Genomic DNA, 19,803 nt, shown 5'->3' on the forward strand with positions numbered 1-19,803 from the left:
CGGGCGTCCGTCTGCGTCTACGGCGTCTGCGCCGGGGTGAACCGCGTGAGGATCAGCAGGGTGTCCACGAGGTCCTCGGCGGGTGCGCCGGTGGCCAGGCGGCGGAGCTGTTGCCCGAAGACCAGGGCGACGGCCACGCCGGCCAGCCGTTCGGGGTCCGGGACGCCCAATTGGGTCAGGATACGGGTGGCCAGCAGGTCGTAGGCGGCGAAGCACTCGGCTGCGGCGGCCCGTAGCCGTTCGTCGCGGCCGGCCTGCACGTAGAGCTCGAAGGGCGCTATGTGCCGGCTGTCGAAGGCGTTGCCGCCCGCGACCTGCGCCACCACCTCGGCGGCCTGGCCGATGTCGAAGTGCTCGTCGGAGCACTCGTCGGCCAGTGCCGTGAAGTGCCGGGTCTCCTCGGCCACGAAGTGCAGCAGGCTCTCGCGCAGCAGCTCGTGCTGGGTGGCGAAGTGGTAGGTGACGGAGCCGAGGGAGACCTCGGCCTCTTTGGCGATCCGCCGGTTGGTGACGGCCGCGATGCCGTCCTGCCCGATGATCCGCAGCACGGCGTCGATGATGCTCTGGCGGGTGGCGGATGCGTGGGGCATGTCCGCATTCTGCCCCATCGGCCTGCGTGTCCGTCCCTGCGGGGGCGGGGAGTCGGGGACGGCAGGGGTGTGGACAAGCAGGGACGCGGTCCCTACTGTTCGTTCGAACGAACAGAAGAACGCCGCAGCGCCGCACGGGAGTCGTCGTGGAGATGTCCGGATCGAACGTTCTGCTCACCGGGGCCACCGGAGGCATCGGCTGCACCCTTGCCGCGCGGCTGACCGCGCAGGGGTCCCGCCTCACCGTCACCGGCCGGCAGGAGGCCGCCCTGAAGACCGCCGCGGACGCCTGCGGGGCCCGGGCCGTGGTCGCCGATCTGGCCGTCCGGTCCGACGTCGTGCGTCTCGCCGAGACCTGCGCGGATACGGACGTCCTCGTCGCGAACGCCGCACTGCCCGCCAGCGGCGACCTCCTGGACTACACGGAGGAGCAGCTCGACCGCGCCCTCGACGTCAACCTGCGGGCGCCCGTCCTGTTGTCCCGGCTGCTCGCGGAACACATGGTGGCCCGCGGCCGCGGCCACATCGTGCTGGTCGGTTCCATCTCCGGCAAGGCGGCCACCAAATCGACCTCCCTGTACAACGCGACGAAGTTCGGGCTGCGCGGGTTCGCCCTGGCCCTGCGCCAGGAACTCCGGGGCACGGGCGTGGGGGTGTCCCTGGTCCAGCCCGGCTTCGTCCGTGACGCCGGGATGTTCGCGGCCACCGGTGCCTCCACACCGAACGGCATCAGGACCGTCACGCCCGGCCAGGTCGCCGACGGCGTCGTACGGGCCGTCCGCCGCGACCTGTGCGAGGTCAACGTCGCCCCGCTGGAGCTGCGGCTGCTCAGCGCCATAGCCGGGCAGTTCCCCGGCTTCGCCGAGCGGATCCAGGCCCGGGCGGACGTCGACGGCTCGGTGCGGCAGATCGTCGACTCCCAGCGCTCACGCCGCTAGGTCCTGCGCCGACGGGACCGCCGCCCCCGCCCGAGGCCCCGCTCCTCGCCCTTGCTCGTCCTCGCACCTGCACGCCTTCCCAGCCACCTCATGTGAACGGAGAGCACGGCTGTGCCGAGTGAACACCTTCCGAGCGACGGGCCCGAGGCCGGCCCGCAGGTCGAACGCAGGTCCCTGCTCCGATTAGGAGCCCTGCTGGCCGCGGGCGGGACCGCCGCGCTGGTACCCGCACCGGTCGCGCACGCCGCGACGCGGGGCCAGGGCTCCGACACGGTGACCACCACCTACAAGGGCCGCTCGCCCTACGGCAACGACCAATGGGCGTACGTCGCCTTCGACGTCCCCGCCGGAGTGCAGCGGATCTCCGTCACCGCCGCCCACGACGCCTCCGCCGGCATCCTGGACCTGGGGATCTTCGGCCCGACCGGGTTCCGCGGCTGGTCCGGCGGCGCACGGACCGGCTTCACCCTCGCCGCGTCGGACGCGACCCCCGGCTACGTGCCCGGTCCCGTCGATCCCGGCCGCTGGTCCGTCATCCTGGGGCCCATGGTCGGCAGCCCCGGCGGCATGGACTGGCAGGTCGACGTCACCCTCCACCAGGGAGCCCCGCTGCCCCGGGTGCCGTACGACATCCTGCCCGCCGCGGTCGCCGGACGCGGCCCCGGCTGGTACCGGGGCGATCTGCACCTGCACAGCCGGCACTCCGACGGGCAGCGCACGGTGGACGAGATCGTCGCGGCGGCCCGCCAGGAGGGGCTGCACTTCATCGCCACCTCCGACCACAACACCAGCTCCACCGGGGTGACGTGGAGCGGGAACGTCCCGACCGACCTGCTGGTGATCAACGCCGAGGAGGTCACCACCCGGCACGGCCACTGGCTGGCCGTCGGCCTGCCCCAGGGGGAATGGGTGGACTGGCGCTACGGCCCCGCGGACCAGGGGGTGTTCGAGGGCCACGCCCGTCGCGTGCACAGCCTCGGCGGGCTGACGATCGCCGCCCATCCGCTCACTCCGGCGCCGGGATCCTTCTGGGAGTTCGGCCTCGACCGCGTGGACGCGCTGGAGGTGTGGAACGGCCCGTGGACCCTGGACGACGCGGCCAACATCGCCGCCTGGCACGTCATGCTCTGCCTCGGCAAGCGGGTCGCGGCCGTCGGCAACAGCGACGCCCACAGCCCCGCGGACGCCGTCGGCCGGCCGCACAACGTGGTGCGTGCCGCCGCCCTGTCGACCCCCGCCGTACTGGACGCGCTGCGCATGGGACGCTCGTACGCCGTCGAATCCGCGGCCGTGACCCTGGACTTCACGGCCCGCGCCGGCGCGGCTGTCGCCGGGCCCGGTGAGGAACTGCCCCTTTCGTTCTTCGACGCCGTCGACGTGACCCTGAACGTGACGGGCGCCCCGGACAGCATCGCCACCCTGTACACCGAGTGGGGCATCATGGCCGCGACCTGCATCGACGGCAGTGGCCGGGGGCAGCTGAGGTGGCGCGGCTGGGGCAAGGCGTCGATGTTCGCCCGGGCGGAGGTGCGCCGTCCCGAGCCCGCCTCCACCACGCTGGACCAACTGGTCGCCATCACCAACCCGGTGTGGTTCTACTCCGCCCGACTGCCCCCGTACGACGTGGAGCGGCGCGTGCTGTTCCACACCGAGCGCCGTCCCGACGGGTCGTGGAGCGGCATGCGTCCGCTGCCGGGTGCCGTCGGCGCCGCCTCGTTCGCCGGGGTGCAGAGCGCCCTGGCGGGGATGGCGGACGGCTCGGTGGTGGTGCTGGGCGTCGCGCCCGACAACGGCCTGTGGCTGACGACCGCACGGGGTTCGGCCACGCTCCAGCCCTGGCAGCGCGTCGCGGGGCCTGACGGCTCGACCGGGTTCACGGTGCGGGAGGCGGACGTCGCGGCCTTCCCCGACGGCACCTGCCAGATCGTGGCGACGGCCATGGACGGCACCGCGTACCACCAGCTGCGGCGCGCCGACGGCGGCCTGACGGGGTTCAGGGCGATGCCGGGCTCCCCCGCGACGAGCCGCTGGGGTGCGACGAAGGTGGCGATCACCGCCATGCCCGACGGGTCCGCCCAAGTGCTCGGTTACGGCACGGACGGCGCCATGTACCACTGCGTCCGCGGGCGTACGGGTACGTGGACGCCCTGGGGCAGGCCGGCCGGCTACGGCGGTGCCCCGACCTTCGCCGGCCCCGCCCTGGCGATCACCGGGATGCCCGACGGGTCCTCGCAGGTCCTGGCGATCGGGATCGACGGGATCGTGTACCACCAACTGCGGCGGCCGGACGGCTCCTGGACCGGATTCCGGGCCCCGCGGGGCGTCACCACCGCCACCATGGGAGCCAGCGCCATCGGCATCACGGGAACGCCCGACGGCTCGGCCCAGGTCGTGGCGGTCGGGCTCGACGGACGGATCTGGCACAACGCCAGGATGCCGGACGGCTCCTGGACCCCGTTCGGCCAGATCCCCGGCCCGAACGGGAGGGACCCCTTCCCCGCGGGCCAGGTCCGTATCACCGCCCTGCGCGACGGCACCACGCACGTGACGGCCATCAGCGCGGGCTAGCGTGTCCGGGACCGCCTCGCGCACCGCCGTGCGCCGCGCCGCCTTACCGGGGCGGGTCGGGGTCGCGGAGTGCGGGGCGGGACCAGGGGGCGTCGGCGTCGGCGACCGCGGCCGGTTCCGGGCGCAGGCCCAGTTCGCCGAGCTCGTTGAGCGCCATCATGGCGGTGAACATCGGGTTGGGGTTGGCGCCGCCCACCCCGAGCTCGGCGACGGCCTGCGCGTAGCGGGAGGTGAACGCGCTCGGGACGATCCGCCCGCCCTCGCCGGTCAGCCCGAGCGCCGCCCCCTGCAGGGCCGTGGCCTGTTCCAGCAGTCCGTCCAGATGGGACACCGCCTCGGCGCCGCGGCGCAGGGCGAAGGTGTGCCCGTCGGTGAGGGTAGCGGCCTCCCCCTCCTCGAAGAGGCCGGCGACGGCGCCGAGCACGGTCTGGATCTTGAGCTGGTCGGCGTCGTACATCGCACCGCAGGCGCCGTTGCCCTCATCGGACAGGTGGAGGACGCCGCAGTCCCCCAGGTGCACGATCACGTGCCCGGCGCAGTGGCCCTGGCTGCGCAGCACCCGGACCGCGCCGTCGGCGAAGGTCCAGCCGGTGAACCGGCGCGAGCCGATCCGGATCATCTCCAGCGGCCGTTCCTCGTAGGTCCGGGTCGTCGCGGCGAAGGGCCGCATCGGCGTGAAGAGCGACACGACCCGGGCGGCCAGTGCGGGCGCCGGAAGCGGCGCCGCCCAGGCGATGCGCTCGAAGGACCGCACCCAGTAGGACTCCGGGTCCCGCATCTGGTCGAGGTCGCGGGCGGGGACGTAGTGCTCGGCGGGTACGCCCAGTTCGTCGGCCACGTCGTTGTTGCCGACGTGGTCGGGGTGGCCGTGCGTGGTCAGGACCAGCGCCCGGGACCAGGGCCCGACGCGGTCGGCCGCCGTCCGCAGTGCCGCGCGGAAGGCCGTCGTGACGCCGGTGTCGACGAGCACCAGCGTGTCGCCGGCCCGGTGCACCAGGGCGTTGCCGACGTCCGGTTGATCGTGCGCGAGGTCCAGTTCCCGGCCGAGGACCAGCACGGTCCTGTCGTCGATCTCGATCAGGTCACCGAGCGCGGTCATGGATCCTCCCGCGGTCCGCTCCGGGCCGGAGCCGCTGTTCAAGGCTGTACAGGCACCAGTCTCCCGCCGCCGGGCGTACGCCGCACCAGCGCCCCGGATGCCCCGCACCGGCCGCTGAGCGCGTCGGCGGGAACCTACCTACGCTGGGAAGGGGTACCGGATGGGGTGAAGCCATGGCAGCGCAGCCCGCGGGAGTATCGCGCCCGGCCCGCCGGATCCGCTCCGTCGCCACCGTCCTCGCCGTGGCCTGCGCCTGTCCGGTGTCCGGGTACACGGATCCGGGCCGGTCCGCGGCCGCTGCCGCGGACTGCGAGACCGCGCTGCCGGACAGTTTCTGGCGTGCGCCCGTGGACACGCTTCCCGTGCACCCGGACTCCGCCCGGTACGTCTCCTCGATCGGCCCCTCGGAGCCCCTGCACCCCGACTTCGGCTCGGGGCTCGTCGACGGGCAGCCGATCGGGATTCCGATCACCGTCTCGGACACGACGGTGCCTGAATCGAAGGTCTCCTTCGACATCGCCGAGGAAAGCGACCCCTCCGGGTACCGGATCCCGCAGAACGCCAGGATCGAAAACGGTCCCGCGAGCGACGGCGACCGCCACGTCATCGTCTGGGACCGCGGCCTGTGCAAGTCCTACGAGCTCTGGGACGCGAAGCCGCAGGGCGGCAACGCCTGGCACGCCGGCGGGGGCGCGGTCTTCGACCTGCGGAGCAACGCACTGCGGCCCGACGGGTGGACGTCGGCCGATGCGGCCGGACTCGCCATCCTGCCCGGCCTGGTGCGCTACGACGAGGCCGCGTCGGGGCGGGTCGACCACGCGGTCCGCATCACGGTGCCGCGCTCGGACCAGAGCTTCGTCTGGCCCGCGCGGCACCAGGCGGGCGCCGCGGCGGACCCCGCGCTGCCGCCCATGGGCCTGCGCCTGCGCCTCAAGGGCTCCGTCGACACCTCGCAGCTGGCCCCGCAGGCCAAGGCGGTCGCCGAGGCCCTCAAGAAGTACGGCGCCATAGTCGCCGACAACGGCTCGGCCTGGTTCATCTCCGGTGAGGAGAACTCCGGCTGGGACAACGACCAGCTCGCCGGGCTCAAGGGCTTCAAGGGGTCCGACTTCGAGGCGGTGGACGCGTCCGGACTGCAGCAGTCGCCGGATTCCGGCGCCGTCGTGCCGAGGTGAACCGCCCCGCCTGCTCCTTCCCCTACTCCTGGCGCAGGGTCGTGACCAGGTCGCGCGGCAGACCGTGGGTGTCGTGGAGGTAGTGGAGGTCCTCCTCGGTCAGCAGACCCCGGAACCGGGGGCGGGCGAGCACCCGCCGGCCGCGCTCCAGTTGGCGGCGGAACCGCTGTTCCTCCTCGATCAGGTGGCGGAGCACATCGCCCGGCGGCACGTCCTGCCGGAAGTGGTCCAGGGTGTGCCGGACCAGTTCCTCCCGGAGGTCCCCGACGCCACGGGAGGGATCGTCCCGCCACAGCAGGGTGAGCACCCGTCGCACGAGGCGTCGCAGCACGTAGCCCCGCCCGGTGTTGGCCGGGCGCACCCCGTCGCCGAGCACCACGACGGCCGAGCGCAGGTGGTCGCAGACGATGCGCAGCGAGGTCTCGTCCAGGTGCCACAGGGGTGGTACGAGGCGCCGCCAGGGATCGAAGACGTCGCACTCGAACACGGACGGCTTGCCCTGGAGCAGTGAGGCCAGCCGCTCCAGGCCGAGTCCGGTGTCGACGTTGCGCCGGGGAAGGGGAACGAGGGAGCCGTCGTCGAGGCGGCGGTGGCTCATCGTCACGTGGTTCCACACCTCCACCCAGCGGTCGTCGCGGGTGGGGGTCGACCGGGGCGGGCCTTCGCCGCTCCACAGGAAGATCTCCGAGTCGGGGCCGCAGGGGCCGACGGGGCCGTTGGACCACCAGTTGTCCTCGACGGTGAGTTCGACGGGTACGCCCTTGTCCTGCCACAGCCGGAGGGAGGCGGTGTCCTGGTCGGTCCGGTCGTCGCCGGCGTGGACGGTGGCGTACAGCAGGCCGGGGTCCACGCCCAGTCCCTCGGTGAGCAGCCCGTGTCCCCAGTCGAGGCTGAGCGGTCCTTCGTAGTCCCCCAGCGACCAGGTGCCGAGCATCTCGAAGACCGTCAGGTGCGTGGCGTCGCCGACCTCCTCCAGGTCCGTGGTGCGCAGGCAGCGCTGTACGTTGACCAGTCGGCTGCCCAGCGGATGGGGGCGGCCCTCCAGGTACGGGGTGAGCGGGTGCATGCCCGAGGTGGTGAACAGCACGGGGTCGCCGGGTGGCGGCAGGAGCGTCGAGCCGACGATCCGGCGGTGTCCGCGCTCCTCGAAGTACTCGACGAACGTGCTGAGCAGTTGTTCGGTGTTCATGGGGTGGCTCCTTCGCATCACAGCGGGAAGGGGCACCGGAGAACGGACCGGGCGGGTCTCCGGCCGGGGCGGGGATGCCACGGCATGGCCGGCGGACCGTTTTCCGGTCGCCGGGGAGAGGGGAAGGTCAGGCGGCGGCAACCGGCGAGCTGGTCGCTCGCGCGGTCGCGGTGGTGCTGGGGCCGTTGACGTTCATGGGCGCAACGGTAGCGCGACCGTGCCTGCCGGGGCACGTGGATTTCGCCGGGCCGGCCCACCCGTCGCGGCGGCCCACCCGTCGCGGCGGCCCCCGCGTCGCGGCGGGGCTCACGCCCGGATGCGCGTCCGGGGATCCTCCGTCCGCATCAGGAGGTGTCCCCGGCGGAAGCGCTCGTCGGCGCCTGGCTCCCGCAGCATCCGTCCGACCTCGACGAACCCGGCGGCGCGGGCCGTCTCCGCGAGGTCGTCGATCGGCCACCGGTAGGCGGTCGTCACCTTGTGGTCGAACGCCGCCACCGGCCCGCCTTCGGCCTCGAAGAAGGCGAGCAGGAGTGTCCCGCCCGGAGCCAGCACGCGGCGGAACTCCGCGAAGTAGGAAGGGAGTTCCGGCGGTGGTGTGTGGATCACCGAGTACCAGGACACGATGCCGCCCAGCGTGCCGTCGGCCAGGTCCAGGGCGTCCATCGAACCGACTTCGAACCGCAGGTCCGGGTGGGCCGCGCGGGCGAAGTCGATCATGGCCGGCGCGAGGTCGACGCCGAAGACGTCCAACCCCAGGTCGCGCAGGTGCGCCGTCACGTATCCCGGACCGCATCCCAGCTCGGCCACGGGCCCGGCACCCGCGGTCCGGGCGAGGTCGGCGAACGCGGCGAGGACCGAGCGGTCCAGCGGCACGCCGTCGAGCCAGTCGCGGGCGAGGTCCGCGTAGAGGGCGACGACGGCGTCGTAGGCGTCGGACGTCGCGCGGAGGTGGGCGGGGAGTTCGGTCACGGGGAACGACCTTAGAGCGTTTCGGACCCGGGGTCCGCTACTGGCCGGCGGTGGTCTCCTTGACGGCCCAGGCCAGGTACTGCTCCGAGGTCGCGGCGGCCGGGAGCACGATCCACTGGGGCACGTCGTGGGGGTGGCGCTCGTGCACCCACGCCTCCAGGCCCGCGACGCTGTCCGTGGTCGTCGTGAAGAAGACCCGGTAGCCGCGTTCGTGGCGCAGTGCGTCCTTGTTCCAGTAGAAGAGGGTCATCCGCGCCTCGACGTCGGCGGCGGCCGCCAGCCTGGCCTCCACCGCGCCCTGCGCGATCTCGTAGGCCTTCGCCTCGTCGTTCACGGTCGTCTGCGCGATCACTATGTTCGCCACGCCGGTCCTCCTCGATCGGGTTTCCCCAACCCTACGGCGGGAGTTCGCGTGCGCGGCACGGGGTGCAGCTTCGTGACCATGAACCAGCGGAGCGACAGCACCACCGACCAGGCTCCCGCCGATCCGGCTGCGTGCGCTGGTGACCGAAGTGCGGGCCGAGATGCACGCGGGCGTCACGGACGAGGAGTACGTGGCCGCGCTCAAGGCGGGCACGCGTAGCCGGGGGCCGGAGACGGGGCCGGCGGCGGCGCCGCGGTCGCCGGGGCCGTGTCAGCCGGCCAGGGCCACCAGCCTTCGGTAAGCCAGTTGGTCCGCGCGCCGGGCGGTGAGGTGGACGTGGACGTCGCCGAGGTACTCCTTCAGGGCGGTGTACCCGGCGGTGTAGGCCTCCTCCTGCTCCTCGGCCGCCGGCGGCATCCAGAGGATCAACAGGAGTTCGTTCCTGCGCGTGCCTTCCGGGCTGGCGAAGGAGAGTTCGTGGACGACCAGCCGGGGCTCGTCCGAGGGCAGGCCCTGTACCAGCTCGTCATGCGTCAGGTTGCCCTCCAGCTCGGCTACCAGGACGTCCGGGGGGTCCGCGAGGCGGAGGACCAAGGTGTTGACCTCCCGCTGCTCCCTGAGGTGCTGGATGGCGGCGAGGCAGCCCTCCGACAGGCCGATCGCGCTGCTCATGGGGGCTCACCCCTCCGTGCTGGTCGGGTCCGGGCGCCGGCAACGTCCGCCGGTCGTGGTCCCCGACGACGCCGACCGGCCCGTGCATCCTCACGCCGACGCGCGTGCGGTGCGGCGTACCGGGCCGCGGTGCGGGCAGAAGTCACCCGGTCGGCCGCACACGCCACGGAGCCCTCGTGAGGACGCCGGGTGGGACATCGGCGACAAGATCTGCGTCCGCTCCTCCTCCGACGTGCTCCTCGTCCTGCAGGTCACCAGACATCGCGAACGGCCAGGACGACTCCGTGGAAGCGCTCGCCAAGCTGTGGAAACGCCCATGGGCACCCGCTAGGGAGCGGTGGGGTGGGCCTCCAGCTGCGACTTCAGGTTGCGCAGGGTGGTCCGGATGTTCTTCCGCTGGAACTCGGCGAAGGTGTGGCCCCTCGTCGCGATCCTGTCGAACGTGTTGGCCACCGGGTCGGGCCAGCCGCGGCGGTCGTCGGTCCACGTCTCCGTCACCTCCGTGCCTCCGGGCACGGCGGCGAAACGGTACTCCCACGTGGCGATCGGGCCGGGCAGCCACGGGCGGCGCAGGCCGATGGCGTGGACCCTGAACCGGAAGAGCCGGTCCGGGTCGGCGGCCGTCACCGTGCAGCGGGTCGTCCAGCGCAGCGGTCCGCGCTTGTTGCGGCCGTCGAAGACCATCCCGACCCGGGTCGCGGTGCCGGGCCCTTCGGCCGGGGTGGCGCCCAGGTTCTCCGGGCTCCAACGGCCCATCAGGGCGGGGTCGGAGACGTGCTGGTAGACCGTCGACGGGTCGGCCTCGACGAAGACGGTGTCGTGGACGCTGAACGTGCGGGGCATGGGGCTCCCTCCTCGGAGCACGACGGTAGCGGTCGCCGTGCCGCCCCCGACCGGCGCCCCTGCCGCGCGCTCCCCGGCACCCGTCAGGCCCGTTCCAGCATGCGGCGCCTCAGGGTGTCGTAGATGGGTGCGCTCCCCAGCCGGTCGGCCGTCACGGCCGCGGCGAAGCAGGCCGTCAGCAGGGGCAGGAGGAGCACGCCGGCGCCGGTCATCTCCGTCACCAGGACGATGGCGGTGAGCGGTGCCCGCACCACGCCGGTGAAGACGGCGGCCATCCCCACCACGGCGAACGCGGCCGGACCCGCCGCACCGGCCGGCAGCAGAGGGGAGGCGAGCGCGTGGGTGAGCGTCCCCCACAGGGCTCCCAGGGCCAGCAGCGGAGCGAACAGCCCGCCGGGAGTGGCGGCCGCATAGCTGAGCGGGCCGGCCACGAACCGTACGGCGAGGCAGACCGCCAGCGCCGCGGAGGTCAGGCTCCCGCCCGCCAGCAGGCGCTCGCTCAGCTGGTCGCCGCCGCCCGTCAGGAGCGGGTCGAAGGCCATCAGCGCGCCGACCAGGGCACCGATGACGGCCGCCCGGACGACGAGGGGCACCCGGGTCAGCCGGTCGCACACCTCCAGGGTCCCCACGACCAGCGCGCTGTACGCGGCGCCCAGCGCCCCGGCGGTCACCCCGTACAGCAGGAAGACCGGCAGCATCCACAGCGGTGGGGCGGGGAGGGCCGACACGGGAAGGACCAGCGCGTCGCCCACGATCAGCTGGGAGGCGGCCACCGCGGTGACGGTGCCGACGAGCGTCAGCAGCACCAGACGGGGCCGCACCGTGCCGGTCACCTCTTCGCAGACGAACAGCAGCCCGCCCAGCGGAGCGGTGAACGCCACCGCCAGACCCGCCCCGCCGAGCGCGGAGTGCAGCATGCGGGCGTCCTCGGCGTCCAGCCGGCCGCGCCGGCCCGCCCCGGAGCCGATCGCGGCACCCATGTGGACGATCGGCCCCTCCCGGCCCAGGACCAGGCCCGAGCCGATCGCGACGAGCCCTCCCACGAACTTCGCCGGCAGCAGCCAGGCCGACCGGACCTCGGCCTCCTGCCGCCACACGGCCTCCACGTGCTGGATCCCGCTGCCCGCGGCGTGCGGGACCCGCCGGGCGATCGCGCAGGCCACCGCCGCGCCCGCCGCGGTGAGGGCGACGGGGATCAGCCGGCCCGCCCCGCCCAGGCCTGCGGCCGCCTCCAGAACCGAGGCCCGCAACAGGTCGGCGTGTTCCAGGCACCACCGGAAACCACCGCCGACCAGCCCGACCAGGCACCCCGCCAGCGCCGCGGCCACGAAGGCGCGGCCGTCTCCCCACCTCCGCCCGGGAGACACCCCGCTAGTGCTGGGGCAGGTGGGTCTTGGCGTCCTCGTACGTCCCCTCGCCGGGTGTGGAGGCCACGGCGTAGAAGAGGTTCAGCACACCGGTCCGGAAGGTCTCGGCGGACAGCAGCTCCAGCGGGACCGGGGCCGCGTCCTGCTCGAACAGGCGCATGCCGCCGCGCACGGCGATCGGGTGCAGCAGGAGGTTGAGTTCGTCCAGCAGCCCGGCGGCCACCAACTGGCGTACGACGGAGACCGAGCCGCTGATCCATACGGGCGCATCCGTGCCCGGCTCCTCCTTCAGGGCGGCGACCCCTGCGGCGAGGTCGCCGCCGAGCTGTTCGGAGTTGCGCCAGGTGAAGTCGAGCGGGCTGTTCGAGACCACGATCTTGCGGGCGTCGCCCAGCACCCCGGCGAACGGCGCGTCCTCCCCGCCCGCCGCTTCCCGTTCCGGCCAGGCGCCCGCGAAGCCGTCGTACGTCCTGCGCCCCAGCAGCAGGGTCTCGGCCCGGCCGAGGGTGGCGTCGACGGCGGCTCCCATCTCCTCGTTGAAGTAGGGGAAGTGCCACTGGTCGGGCGCCTCGACGACACCGTCGAGCGAGATGAACAACTGCGCCTTGATCTTCCTCATACCGGTCTCCGGGAGCTGGTCGTCGGGCCGTTCCGTCCGCGTACGGGCCCATCCAAGGCACCCTGCGACCGTTACCCGGTGCATTCACCCGCACGGCGGCTGCGTCGCGCGCGTCCCGGACCTCGCCGACCGGCGGCGCCTCGGGATTGCGTGCGAAGAAGTGCAACCCGATCGGGTCCCCGGCCGGAAGTGGGGGCGAGGGGCTGGCGTCGTCGGGTCCCTCGGCATGGATGCTGTTCGTCCGACCCACTCACACATCACGGCCAAGGGAATCTCGTTGAGAAACGCACCGCGCTGGGCCCGCTGGATCGTTCCGCTCGCGCTGCTGCTCGTATGGCTCGGCATCGGCGGCACGCTCGGACCCTACGCGGGGAAACTGCGCGAGGTCGCCACGAACGACCAGGCGGCGTTCCTGCCGCGCAGCGCCGAGTCGACGAAGGTCCTCGAAGCCCGCAAGGCGTTCGAGGGGGCACAGTCCGTCCCGGCCGTCGTGGTGTGGACGTCGAACGGGGCGCGGGTGACCGTCGGGCAGCAGGAGGCCGCCACGCGGGCGCTCGGGGACCTCGCCGGCCGGCCCGGGATCACCGCCCCGCCGTCGCCGGCGGTCGTCTCCGGCGACGGGCTGGCCGTGCAGGCCGTCGTGCCGCTCGCACCCGACCTGGGCGAGGAACTCCCGGCGGTCCTGGAGGAGGTGCGGCAGGCTGCGCAGCGGGTGCCGGGCACCTCGGTCGGGATCGCCGGTCCGGCGGCCACCCAGGCGGACCTGTCCGACGCGTTCGCGGGGATCGACGGGCTGCTGGTGGGTGTGGCCCTCGGGGCCGTGCTGTTGATCCTGCTGCTGGTCTACCGCAGCGTGCTGCTGCCCCTGGTGATCATCATCAGTGCGGTGTTCGCGCTGGGCCTGGCCTGCGCGGTGGTCTACGCGCTGGCGGCCCGGGGTGCCGTCCGCGTGGACGGCCAGGTCCAGGGGATCCTGTCGATCCTGGTGATCGGGGCCTCGACCGACTACGCCTTGCTCGTCGCGGCGCGCTTCCGCGAGGAGCTCGCCGTCCGGGGCGACCGGGCGGACGCGGCGCTGGCCGCCGTGCGCCGGTCGGCCGGGGCGGTCACCGCCAGTGCGGCGACAGTGGCCCTGGGGCTGCTGGCCCTGCTGGCGAGCGACTTGACGAACAACCGTGCGCTCGGGCCGGTCGGCGCGATCGGGATCGTCTGCGCGGTGCTGAGCTCGCTGACCTTCCTGCCGGCCGTCCTGGTCCTGCTGGGCCGCACCGCGTACTGGCCGGCGGTGCCCGGGCCGGCGGACGCGGCGGCCGAGGGGCACCGCGTGTGGCGCCGTGTCGCCGGGCTGATCGACCGGTCGCCGCGCCGCGTGTGGGTCTCCACTTCCGTGCTGCTGGTGGTGCTGGCCGGCTTCTCCCCCGCGCTGTCGTCCAAGGGCGTGCCGCTGGACGAGATCTTCGTCAATGACGCGCCCTCGGTCGGCGCGCAGCAGACCCTCGCCCGGCACTTCCCCGGCGGCTCGGGCAATCCGGCCGTCGTCATCGCGAACGCCGACCGGGCCGCCGAGGTACGGGCGGCGGCCGAGAGCACGGACGGCGTCGCCGCGGTCGTACCGGTCACCGCGGGCGGCGGCCGGCCGGGGGCGGGGGCTCCGCTCGTCGTGGACGGCCGCGTGCGTCTGGACGCCACGCTGGACGCGGCGGCGGACAGCGACGACGCGAAGGGAACGGTCCAGCGGCTGCGGGAGCGCGTGCACGCGGTGCCGGGTGCCGACGCGCTGGTCGGGGGCTACACCGCGCAGCAGTTCGACACCCAGCAGACCTCAGCCCGCGACCGCACCGTGATCGTCCCCGTCGTTCTGGGCATCATCCTGCTGATCCTGATCGCGCTCCTGCGGTCGGTGCTCGTGCCCGTCCTGCTGGTGGCGACGGTCGCGCTTAACTTCCTCGCCACACTGGGCGTTTCCGCGCTCGTCTTCGAGAACCTGCTGGGCTTCAGCGGAACCGACGCGTCCGTACCGCTCTACGGCTTCGTGTTCCTGGTCGCCCTCGGCGTCGACTACAACATCTTCCTGATGTCCCGGGTCCGCGAGGAAACCCTCACCCTGGGCACGCGTGAGGGCGTGTTGCGGGGGCTCGTCACCACGGGCGGCGTCATCACCTCCGCCGGCGTCGTCCTCGCCGCGACCTTCGCAGCGCTGATGGTGATCCCGCTGGCCTTCCTCGTCCAGATCGCCTTCATCGTCGCGTTCGGCGTCCTGCTGGACACCCTCGTCGTGCGCTCCCTGCTGGTGCCGGCCCTCATCATCGACATCGGCCCGCGCGCCTGGTGGCCGAGCGCGCTCGCCCGCCCCGGCACGGGGGCCGGCCCGCGGACCGCATCGGAGGCGCGGGCGGGGTGATCACCACTGCGGCCCCGGCGGTCCGATCGTGCCCCCGTCGAGGCCGTCGAGGCCGTCGGGGCCGTCGGGGAACGGGGCCAGCCCGAGGAGCGCCGCGGCGGCCCCGGCCGTGATCCGGTGCCACAGGCCGGCGTCGCCGATCATGGCGTGGCCGCCGCGGGGCATCCTGACGCCGTGGACCCGGGCTTCGGCCTTCCGGGCGCGCGCGAGGTAGGCCCAGGTGTCCGCCGCCCGGGTGACACGGTCGCGCTCGTCGTGGAGGGCGACGACCGCGCGAGCGCGCAGATGGGCGGCGGGTTCGCCCGAAGGGCACCAGGGGGCGAGCGCGACGACTCCTTCGACCTGCGGGTCCTCGGCGGCTCGGAGGGCGGCGCGGCCGCCCATGGAGTGCCCGACGAGGACGACGGGTATCGGTCCGGCGACGGCGCGGAGTTCGTCCAGGGCGCGGCGGACGTCGGCGACGGGATGCGCGTGGTGGCCGTTCCAGCCCCGGTACCGGTAGCGGACGTGGGCGACCAGCACGTCGTCGTGGGCGGTGGCGCGCGTGACGGCCGTCGCGAACGGCCGCATGCGCAGGGCGGGCAGGTTCAGCCGCGGCGGCGGGCTCAGGTCGTCCGCCCGGCCGCCGTGCAGCAGCAGGACCGCGGCGGCCGCCCCCTGCGACAGCCGGTGCCCCGCGGCGGGGACCAGGGCGGCCTGCACGGGCGGCTCCCGGTCCGTGTCCCCGCCGCGGTCGTCGATGGCTTCGGGTGACGGGTTCACACATCAACTCCTGCGCTTCGAGGGGTGGCGGCGGGGTGGGAGAGGGAGGAATCCGCTCGTGCGGGCGGCGTACTCGGCGTAGCCGGGGCGGTCGGCCATGTGCTTCTCCAGCAGGCGTTTGCCGCTGCCGACGGTCAGCAGCAACGTCATGACGACCGGGGAGACCAGGCTCAGGAGGGCGGACGGCAGGCTGGCGCAGGCGAGCAGGTACAGGCCCCACCACACGAGGCTGTCGCCGAAGTAGTTGGGATGGCGGGTCCAGCCCCACAGGCCCCGGTCCATGATGCGGCCCCGGTTGGCCGGGTCCTCCTTGAACCGGGCCAACTGGTGGTCGCCCACGGCCTCGAAGCCGAGGCCCGCGGCCCACACGACCAGCCCGAGCACGCCGAGGATCCCCACCGGCCCGGCCGCGTACGAGGCCACCTGGACCGGCAGGGAGATCAGCCAGACCAGCGTGGCCTGGAGGAGGTAGACGGTGCGCAGCGCGTACCGGGTCCGGTTCCCCCGCGCCTTGTCGAGGAGCGCGGTGTAGCGCGGGTCCTCCCCGTGGCCGCGGGAGCGCCATGCGATGTGCGCCGACAGCCGCAGCCCCCACACGACGGTCGCCGCGGCGACCAGCAGCCGTCTCTCGGGGTCTCCGTGTCCGGCGGAGAGCAGGTAGGTGGCGGTGGCGACGGCGCTGAAGGCGACGCCCCAGGCGATGTCGACGACGCGGTGCAGGCGCAGGCGTGTTCCGACGGCGAACGCGGCGAGCAGTACGGCCGTCGAGACGGCCGCACCGACCGCGAGGTTGGTGGCGAGGGCGGCCCAGGCCGTGCCGTTCACGACCCCTCCCGGGCGGCGGCGGCAGCGGACCCGGCGGGTCTCATCGGAGGGTCCCGTCGGTGAGGACGATCTGGCGGACGTCCAGGTAGCGGGAGCGGAATCCGGCTTCCGAGTAGGCCAGGTAGAACTCCCAGAGCCGCTGGAAGACGGTGTCGAAGCCGAGGTCGGCGACCGTGCCGCGGCTCGCCGTGAACCGTTCGCGCCACAGGCGCAGGGTCTGCGCGTAGTGCTCGGCGAATCCCAGGTCGGACTCGGTGCGCAGGCCGGCCGCCGCCGCGTGCTCGGTGATGGCGCGGCGGGAGGGGATCAGGCCGCCGGGGAAGACGTACTTGCTGATCCACGTGTGGGTGGCGGCGGTGTTCAGCATCTGCTGGTGTCCCATGGTGATGGCCTGGAGGGCGACGCGCCCGCCGGGGTGGAGCGCGCCGCGCAGGGCGGCGAAGTAGGAGGGCCAGAACTCGGCGCCGACGGCCTCGATCATCTCGACGCTGACCACGGCGTCGTACCGGCCCTCGACGTCACGGTAGTCGCACAGCCGGACGTCGACGCGCTCGCCGAACCCGGCGTCGTCGATCCGGGCGCGGGCGAGTTCGGCCTGTTCGGCGGAGAGGGTGAGGGTGGTGACGCGGGCGCCGCGGGCGGCGGCGCGCAGTGCGAGCTCTCCCCAGCCGGTGCCGATCTCCAGCAGTTCGGTGCCGTCCGTGACGTGCGCGAGGTCGAGGAGGCGGTCGATCTTGCGGTGCTGGGCGGCGGGGAGGTCCTCGAACCGGGCGGGGAAGCCGGTGAAGACGGCGGAGGAGTAGCTGAGGGTCGGGTCGAGGAAGGAGGCGAACAGGTCGTTGGAGAGGTCGTAGTGGCGGTGGATGTTCTCGCGTGCGCCGCGCCGGGTGTTGCGGTCACGGCCGGGGCGGGCGGACACCCACAGCGCCCGGAGGCCGCGCAGCGGGGCCGGGACCAGGTCGTCGACGTGCGTGGCGAGGACGGTCAGCAGGCCGGGCAGGTCGTCGCTGTCCCATTCGCCGGCCATGTAGGACTCGCCGAAGCCGATCAGGCCGTCGCGGCCGATGCGCAGGTAGAAGGCGTCCGGGTCGTGGATGGTGATGTCCGGGCGGCGGGTGGTGCCTGCTTCGGGTGCGGTGCGGTCGCCCACGTCCAGGGAGAGCCTCTTGAGGGCTCCGCCGACCAGGTGTGCGGCGACGGCGGTCCGGGCCGGGCTCGCGGTCGGCAGTCGGGCCACGTCCGGCCAGCGCGCGGGGTCCGCCCGCTGAGGGGTCCCGTCGGCGCGGACGGACCTCCGGGGCCGGGGGTCCGGCGGCAGCGCCTGGTGGTCGGGCCTGCGTGGCCGGTCGTCGGTCGTGGTGGTCGTGGTGGTCGTGGTGGCCTGACGGGTCACGGAACCATTCCCTTCTGCGGGGTGTGCCGGGGGCGGGGCTGTACGGGCAGGCCGCGCAGGAGCAGGCGGACGCCGTGGAAGCGGATCCCGGCCCAGATTGCGACGGTCGACCAGGGCCTGCGGGCGGCGGCCCGCAGGAGTGCGCGGGGCGTGGCGGGGCGGGCGCGTCCCCGTACGGTGGCGGTGAACGGCCGGCCGGCCTCGGTGTCGAGGTGCACGGTCAGGTCGAGGCGTTCCCCGGGAAGCGGCAGGCGCATCCGGTAGTGGCCCTCGACCGGGAAGAACGGCGAGACGTAGAACCGCTTCTCGGCCCTCGCCCCGCCGCCGGCGTCCGGGTGCAGCACGTAGCAGTGCCGCTGCCCGTAGGTGTTGTGGACCTCCGCCACGACGCACACCAGGGCCCCGGAGGCGTCGTGGCACCAGTAGACGCTGAGGGGGTTGAAGACGAACCCGAAGACGCGGGCGTGGGCGAGCATCACGACGCGCCCGCCCGCGATGTCTATGTCGCGGGAGGCGAGGAACTCCTCGAGACCGGCACGGATCGTGGGGGCGCGGCCCGCGAAGTGGTCACGCGGGTCGAACCGGGCGAGCGGACGCAGCGGGCGGGGCAGGACCGGCAGCCGGTCGAGGTCCACGCACCACAGGTAGGTGCGGTGCCGGACGTCGTGGCGCAGCGGCGCGGTACGGGTGTGGACGACCAGGCACTCGTACAGCGCGGCGGAGGGCGCCGCCTCCCCGGTCACCAGAGCACCCCCAGGGCGCGGGCGGCCGCCGCGCCGGAGCGGCAGCCGTCCTCGTGGAAGCCCCAGCCGTGCCACGCTCCGGCGTAGGCGGTCACGCCGGTGTTCAGGCGCGGCAGTTCCTTCTGCGCGGCGACCGAGGCGGGGGTGTAGACGGGGTGCTCGTAGAGCATGCGGCGCACCACCCGGCGCGCGTCCACGCGGTCGTCGGCGCCCAGGCTCACCACGTAGTCGGCGCCCTCGGGCAGGTTCTGCAGACGCCGCATGTCGTAGCTGACGCGGACGGCCTCGGCGGAGGGATCGCAGGCCGGCAGGTGGTAGTTCCAGCAGGCCCGGGCGCGGGGTGAGCGGGGCAGGAGGCGGGTGTCGGTGTGCAGGACCGTGGGATTGGGCGCGTACGTGAAGGCGCCCAGGAGCCGCCGTTCGTCCGGGGTGGGGTCGGCGAGGAGGCGGAGGGCCTGGTCGGGGTGGGTGGCGATGACGACGGCGTCGTAGGCCTCGGTGGCGCCGTCGCCGGTGGCGACGCGCGCCCCGTGGCCGGTCCGCTGGACCGCTTCCACGGGGCTGGCCGTGAGGACGCGGTGCACGCCCTTGGCCACGGCGTCGACGTAGGCGGCGGAGCCGCCCGTGACGGTCTTCCACTGCGGGGAGCCCTTGACCGACAGGAGGCCGTGGTGGTGGAGGAAGGTGAAGAGGTGGGCGGCCGGGTAGGACAGCGCGGTGCGTGCGGGGCACGACCACACCGCGGAGACCAGCGGGAGGGCGAAGTGGCTGACGAAGTACGGGGAGAACCGGCCCTCGCGGAGGAAGTCGCCCAGGGTGACGTGGTGGGAGGGCGGGTCGGCGAGCAGCCGCCGGGCCTTGCGGTGGAAGACCGGCACCTGCGCGAGCAGGTGCAGGTAGCGGCCCCGCAGCGCCGCCCGGCCGGTGACCAGGCCGCTCGGGCCGCGGGCGCCCGCGTACTCCAGGCCGCAGCCGTCGCACCGTACCGACATGCTCATCTCGGCGTCCTGGGTGGCGATCCCCAGCTCGCGGAAGAGCCGTAGCAGGTTCGGGTAGGTGCTCTCGTTGTGGACGATGAACCCCGAGTCCACACCCATGGGCCGCCCGTCCGGGCCGGGCAGCTCATGGGTGTGGGCATGGCCGCCGAGGCGGACGTCGGCCTCGTAGAGGGTGACCTCGTACGAACGCGCCAGGACGTGGGCGGCCGTCAGGCCCGCGATCCCGGCTCCGATCACCGCTGCTTTCCGGACTTCCACCTCGGCACTCCCGCCACTCGACGCGCCGCT

18 protein-coding genes are annotated in these 19,803 nt (G+C 73.7%); 4 read left to right on the top strand and 14 right to left on the bottom strand.

Translation table 11 applies throughout. The features are described from left to right. Nucleotides 1-17: 17 nt before the first annotated feature. Complete coding sequence (locus OHA91_RS01700) at nt 18-590, bottom strand: TetR/AcrR family transcriptional regulator (RefSeq protein ID WP_266496366.1); 573 nt, start codon at nt 588-590, stop codon at nt 18-20. Between the two features lie 146 nt (nt 591-736). Between OHA91_RS01700 and OHA91_RS01705 the strand changes: the two genes are divergently transcribed. After that, nucleotides 737-1,528, top strand: a complete 792-nt coding sequence (locus tag OHA91_RS01705; protein ID WP_266496365.1) for an SDR family NAD(P)-dependent oxidoreductase — start codon at nt 737-739, stop codon at nt 1,526-1,528. A 111-nt stretch (nt 1,529-1,639) separates the two neighbouring features. Further along, entirely contained in the window at nt 1,640-4,096 is a 2,457-nt protein-coding gene (locus tag OHA91_RS01710; protein WP_328738390.1) for a CehA/McbA family metallohydrolase, read from the top strand. 43 nt (nt 4,097-4,139) lie between these two features. Here OHA91_RS01710 and OHA91_RS01715 read toward each other — a convergent pair whose 3' ends face one another. Further along, nucleotides 4,140-5,195, bottom strand: coding sequence for an MBL fold metallo-hydrolase (locus tag OHA91_RS01715; protein WP_328738391.1), 1,056 nt, complete (start codon nt 5,193-5,195; stop codon nt 4,140-4,142). Nucleotides 5,196-5,368: 173 nt separating this feature from the next. Between OHA91_RS01715 and OHA91_RS01720 the strand changes: the two genes are divergently transcribed. Then, the gene (locus tag OHA91_RS01720; protein ID WP_266496360.1) at nt 5,369-6,370 is read left to right on the top strand and encodes a hypothetical protein; all 1,002 of its coding nucleotides are present in this window, start codon (nt 5,369-5,371) and stop codon (nt 6,368-6,370) included. A gap of 22 nt (nt 6,371-6,392) precedes the next feature. Here OHA91_RS01720 and OHA91_RS01725 read toward each other — a convergent pair whose 3' ends face one another. The 7 genes from OHA91_RS01725 to OHA91_RS01755 form a co-directional block, all read right to left on the bottom strand. Continuing rightward, entirely contained in the window at nt 6,393-7,559 is a 1,167-nt protein-coding gene (locus OHA91_RS01725; protein ID WP_328738392.1) for an alanine--tRNA ligase-related protein, read from the bottom strand. Nucleotides 7,560-7,865: 306 nt separating this feature from the next. Then, complete coding sequence (locus OHA91_RS01730) at nt 7,866-8,528, bottom strand: class I SAM-dependent methyltransferase (RefSeq protein ID WP_266496355.1); 663 nt, start codon at nt 8,526-8,528, stop codon at nt 7,866-7,868. A 37-nt stretch (nt 8,529-8,565) separates the two neighbouring features. Continuing rightward, the gene (gene cutA, locus OHA91_RS01735; RefSeq protein WP_328738393.1) at nt 8,566-8,892 is read right to left on the bottom strand and encodes a divalent cation tolerance protein CutA; all 327 of its coding nucleotides are present in this window, start codon (nt 8,890-8,892) and stop codon (nt 8,566-8,568) included. Nucleotides 8,893-9,162: 270 nt separating this feature from the next. Further along, nucleotides 9,163-9,564: a cofilin family protein gene (locus tag OHA91_RS01740; protein WP_266496353.1), complete on the bottom strand. Its 402-nt coding sequence runs from the start codon at nt 9,562-9,564 to the stop codon at nt 9,163-9,165. Between the two features lie 327 nt (nt 9,565-9,891). After that, nucleotides 9,892-10,407 carry an SRPBCC family protein gene (locus OHA91_RS01745; protein WP_266496350.1) on the bottom strand — a complete coding sequence of 172 codons (516 nt, stop codon included), beginning with the start codon at nt 10,405-10,407 and terminating at the stop codon, nt 9,892-9,894. Between the two features lie 83 nt (nt 10,408-10,490). Further along, the gene (locus OHA91_RS01750) at nt 10,491-11,735 is read right to left on the bottom strand and encodes a ClC family H(+)/Cl(-) exchange transporter (RefSeq protein WP_266496348.1); all 1,245 of its coding nucleotides are present in this window, start codon (nt 11,733-11,735) and stop codon (nt 10,491-10,493) included. Nucleotides 11,736-11,778: 43 nt separating this feature from the next. Continuing rightward, on the bottom strand, nt 11,779-12,393 hold the full coding sequence (locus OHA91_RS01755) for a dihydrofolate reductase family protein (RefSeq protein WP_266496346.1): 615 nt from the start codon (nt 12,391-12,393) through the stop codon (nt 11,779-11,781). Nucleotides 12,394-12,670: 277 nt separating this feature from the next. On the opposite strand from OHA91_RS01755, the gene OHA91_RS01760 reads away from it, so the two are divergent. Beyond that, on the top strand, nt 12,671-14,794 hold the full coding sequence (locus OHA91_RS01760; RefSeq protein ID WP_328738394.1) for an MMPL family transporter: 2,124 nt from the start codon (nt 12,671-12,673) through the stop codon (nt 14,792-14,794). On the opposite strand, the gene OHA91_RS01765 is transcribed toward OHA91_RS01760, so the two are convergent. The 5 genes from OHA91_RS01765 to OHA91_RS01785 form a co-directional block, all read right to left on the bottom strand. Next, a complete protein-coding gene (locus OHA91_RS01765) occupies nt 14,795-15,496 on the bottom strand; it encodes an alpha/beta hydrolase (RefSeq protein ID WP_328741047.1) in 702 nt (233 codons plus the stop codon). A 63-nt stretch (nt 15,497-15,559) separates the two neighbouring features. After that, nucleotides 15,560-16,381, bottom strand: coding sequence for a DUF1295 domain-containing protein (locus tag OHA91_RS01770; RefSeq protein WP_328738395.1), 822 nt, complete (start codon nt 16,379-16,381; stop codon nt 15,560-15,562). 40 nt (nt 16,382-16,421) lie between these two features. Next, nucleotides 16,422-17,699, bottom strand: coding sequence for a cyclopropane-fatty-acyl-phospholipid synthase family protein (locus OHA91_RS01775; RefSeq protein ID WP_328741049.1), 1,278 nt, complete (start codon nt 17,697-17,699; stop codon nt 16,422-16,424). A 71-nt stretch (nt 17,700-17,770) separates the two neighbouring features. Beyond that, nucleotides 17,771-18,520 carry a DUF1365 domain-containing protein gene (locus OHA91_RS01780; protein WP_276566049.1) on the bottom strand — a complete coding sequence of 250 codons (750 nt, stop codon included), beginning with the start codon at nt 18,518-18,520 and terminating at the stop codon, nt 17,771-17,773. Beyond that, nucleotides 18,514-19,773, bottom strand: a complete 1,260-nt coding sequence (locus OHA91_RS01785; protein ID WP_328738396.1) for an NAD(P)/FAD-dependent oxidoreductase — start codon at nt 19,771-19,773, stop codon at nt 18,514-18,516. The genes OHA91_RS01780 and OHA91_RS01785 overlap by 7 nt, the downstream gene beginning before the upstream one ends. Nucleotides 19,774-19,803: the final 30 nt, after the last annotated feature.

This window comes from Streptomyces erythrochromogenes (assembly GCF_036170895.1).
GTDB classification, from domain to species: domain Bacteria; phylum Actinomycetota; class Actinomycetes; order Streptomycetales; family Streptomycetaceae; genus Streptomyces; species Streptomyces erythrochromogenes.

What these genes read in the sequence shown, in the direction of transcription:
- OHA91_RS01700 (WP_266496366.1), bottom strand. Translation starts at nt 590, where the DNA reads ATGCCCCACGCATCCGCCACCCGCCAGAGCATCATCGACGCCGTGCTG.
- OHA91_RS01755 (WP_266496346.1), bottom strand. Translation starts at nt 12,393, where the DNA reads ATGAGGAAGATCAAGGCGCAGTTGTTCATCTCGCTCGACGGTGTCGTC.
- OHA91_RS01745 (WP_266496350.1), bottom strand. Translation starts at nt 10,407, where the DNA reads ATGCCCCGCACGTTCAGCGTCCACGACACCGTCTTCGTCGAGGCCGAC.
- OHA91_RS01720 (WP_266496360.1), top strand. Translation starts at nt 5,369, where the DNA reads ATGGCAGCGCAGCCCGCGGGAGTATCGCGCCCGGCCCGCCGGATCCGC.
- OHA91_RS01715 (WP_328738391.1), bottom strand. Translation starts at nt 5,195, where the DNA reads ATGACCGCGCTCGGTGACCTGATCGAGATCGACGACAGGACCGTGCTG.
- OHA91_RS01740 (WP_266496353.1), bottom strand. Translation starts at nt 9,564, where the DNA reads ATGAGCAGCGCGATCGGCCTGTCGGAGGGCTGCCTCGCCGCCATCCAG.
- OHA91_RS01725 (WP_328738392.1), bottom strand. Translation starts at nt 7,559, where the DNA reads ATGAACACCGAACAACTGCTCAGCACGTTCGTCGAGTACTTCGAGGAG.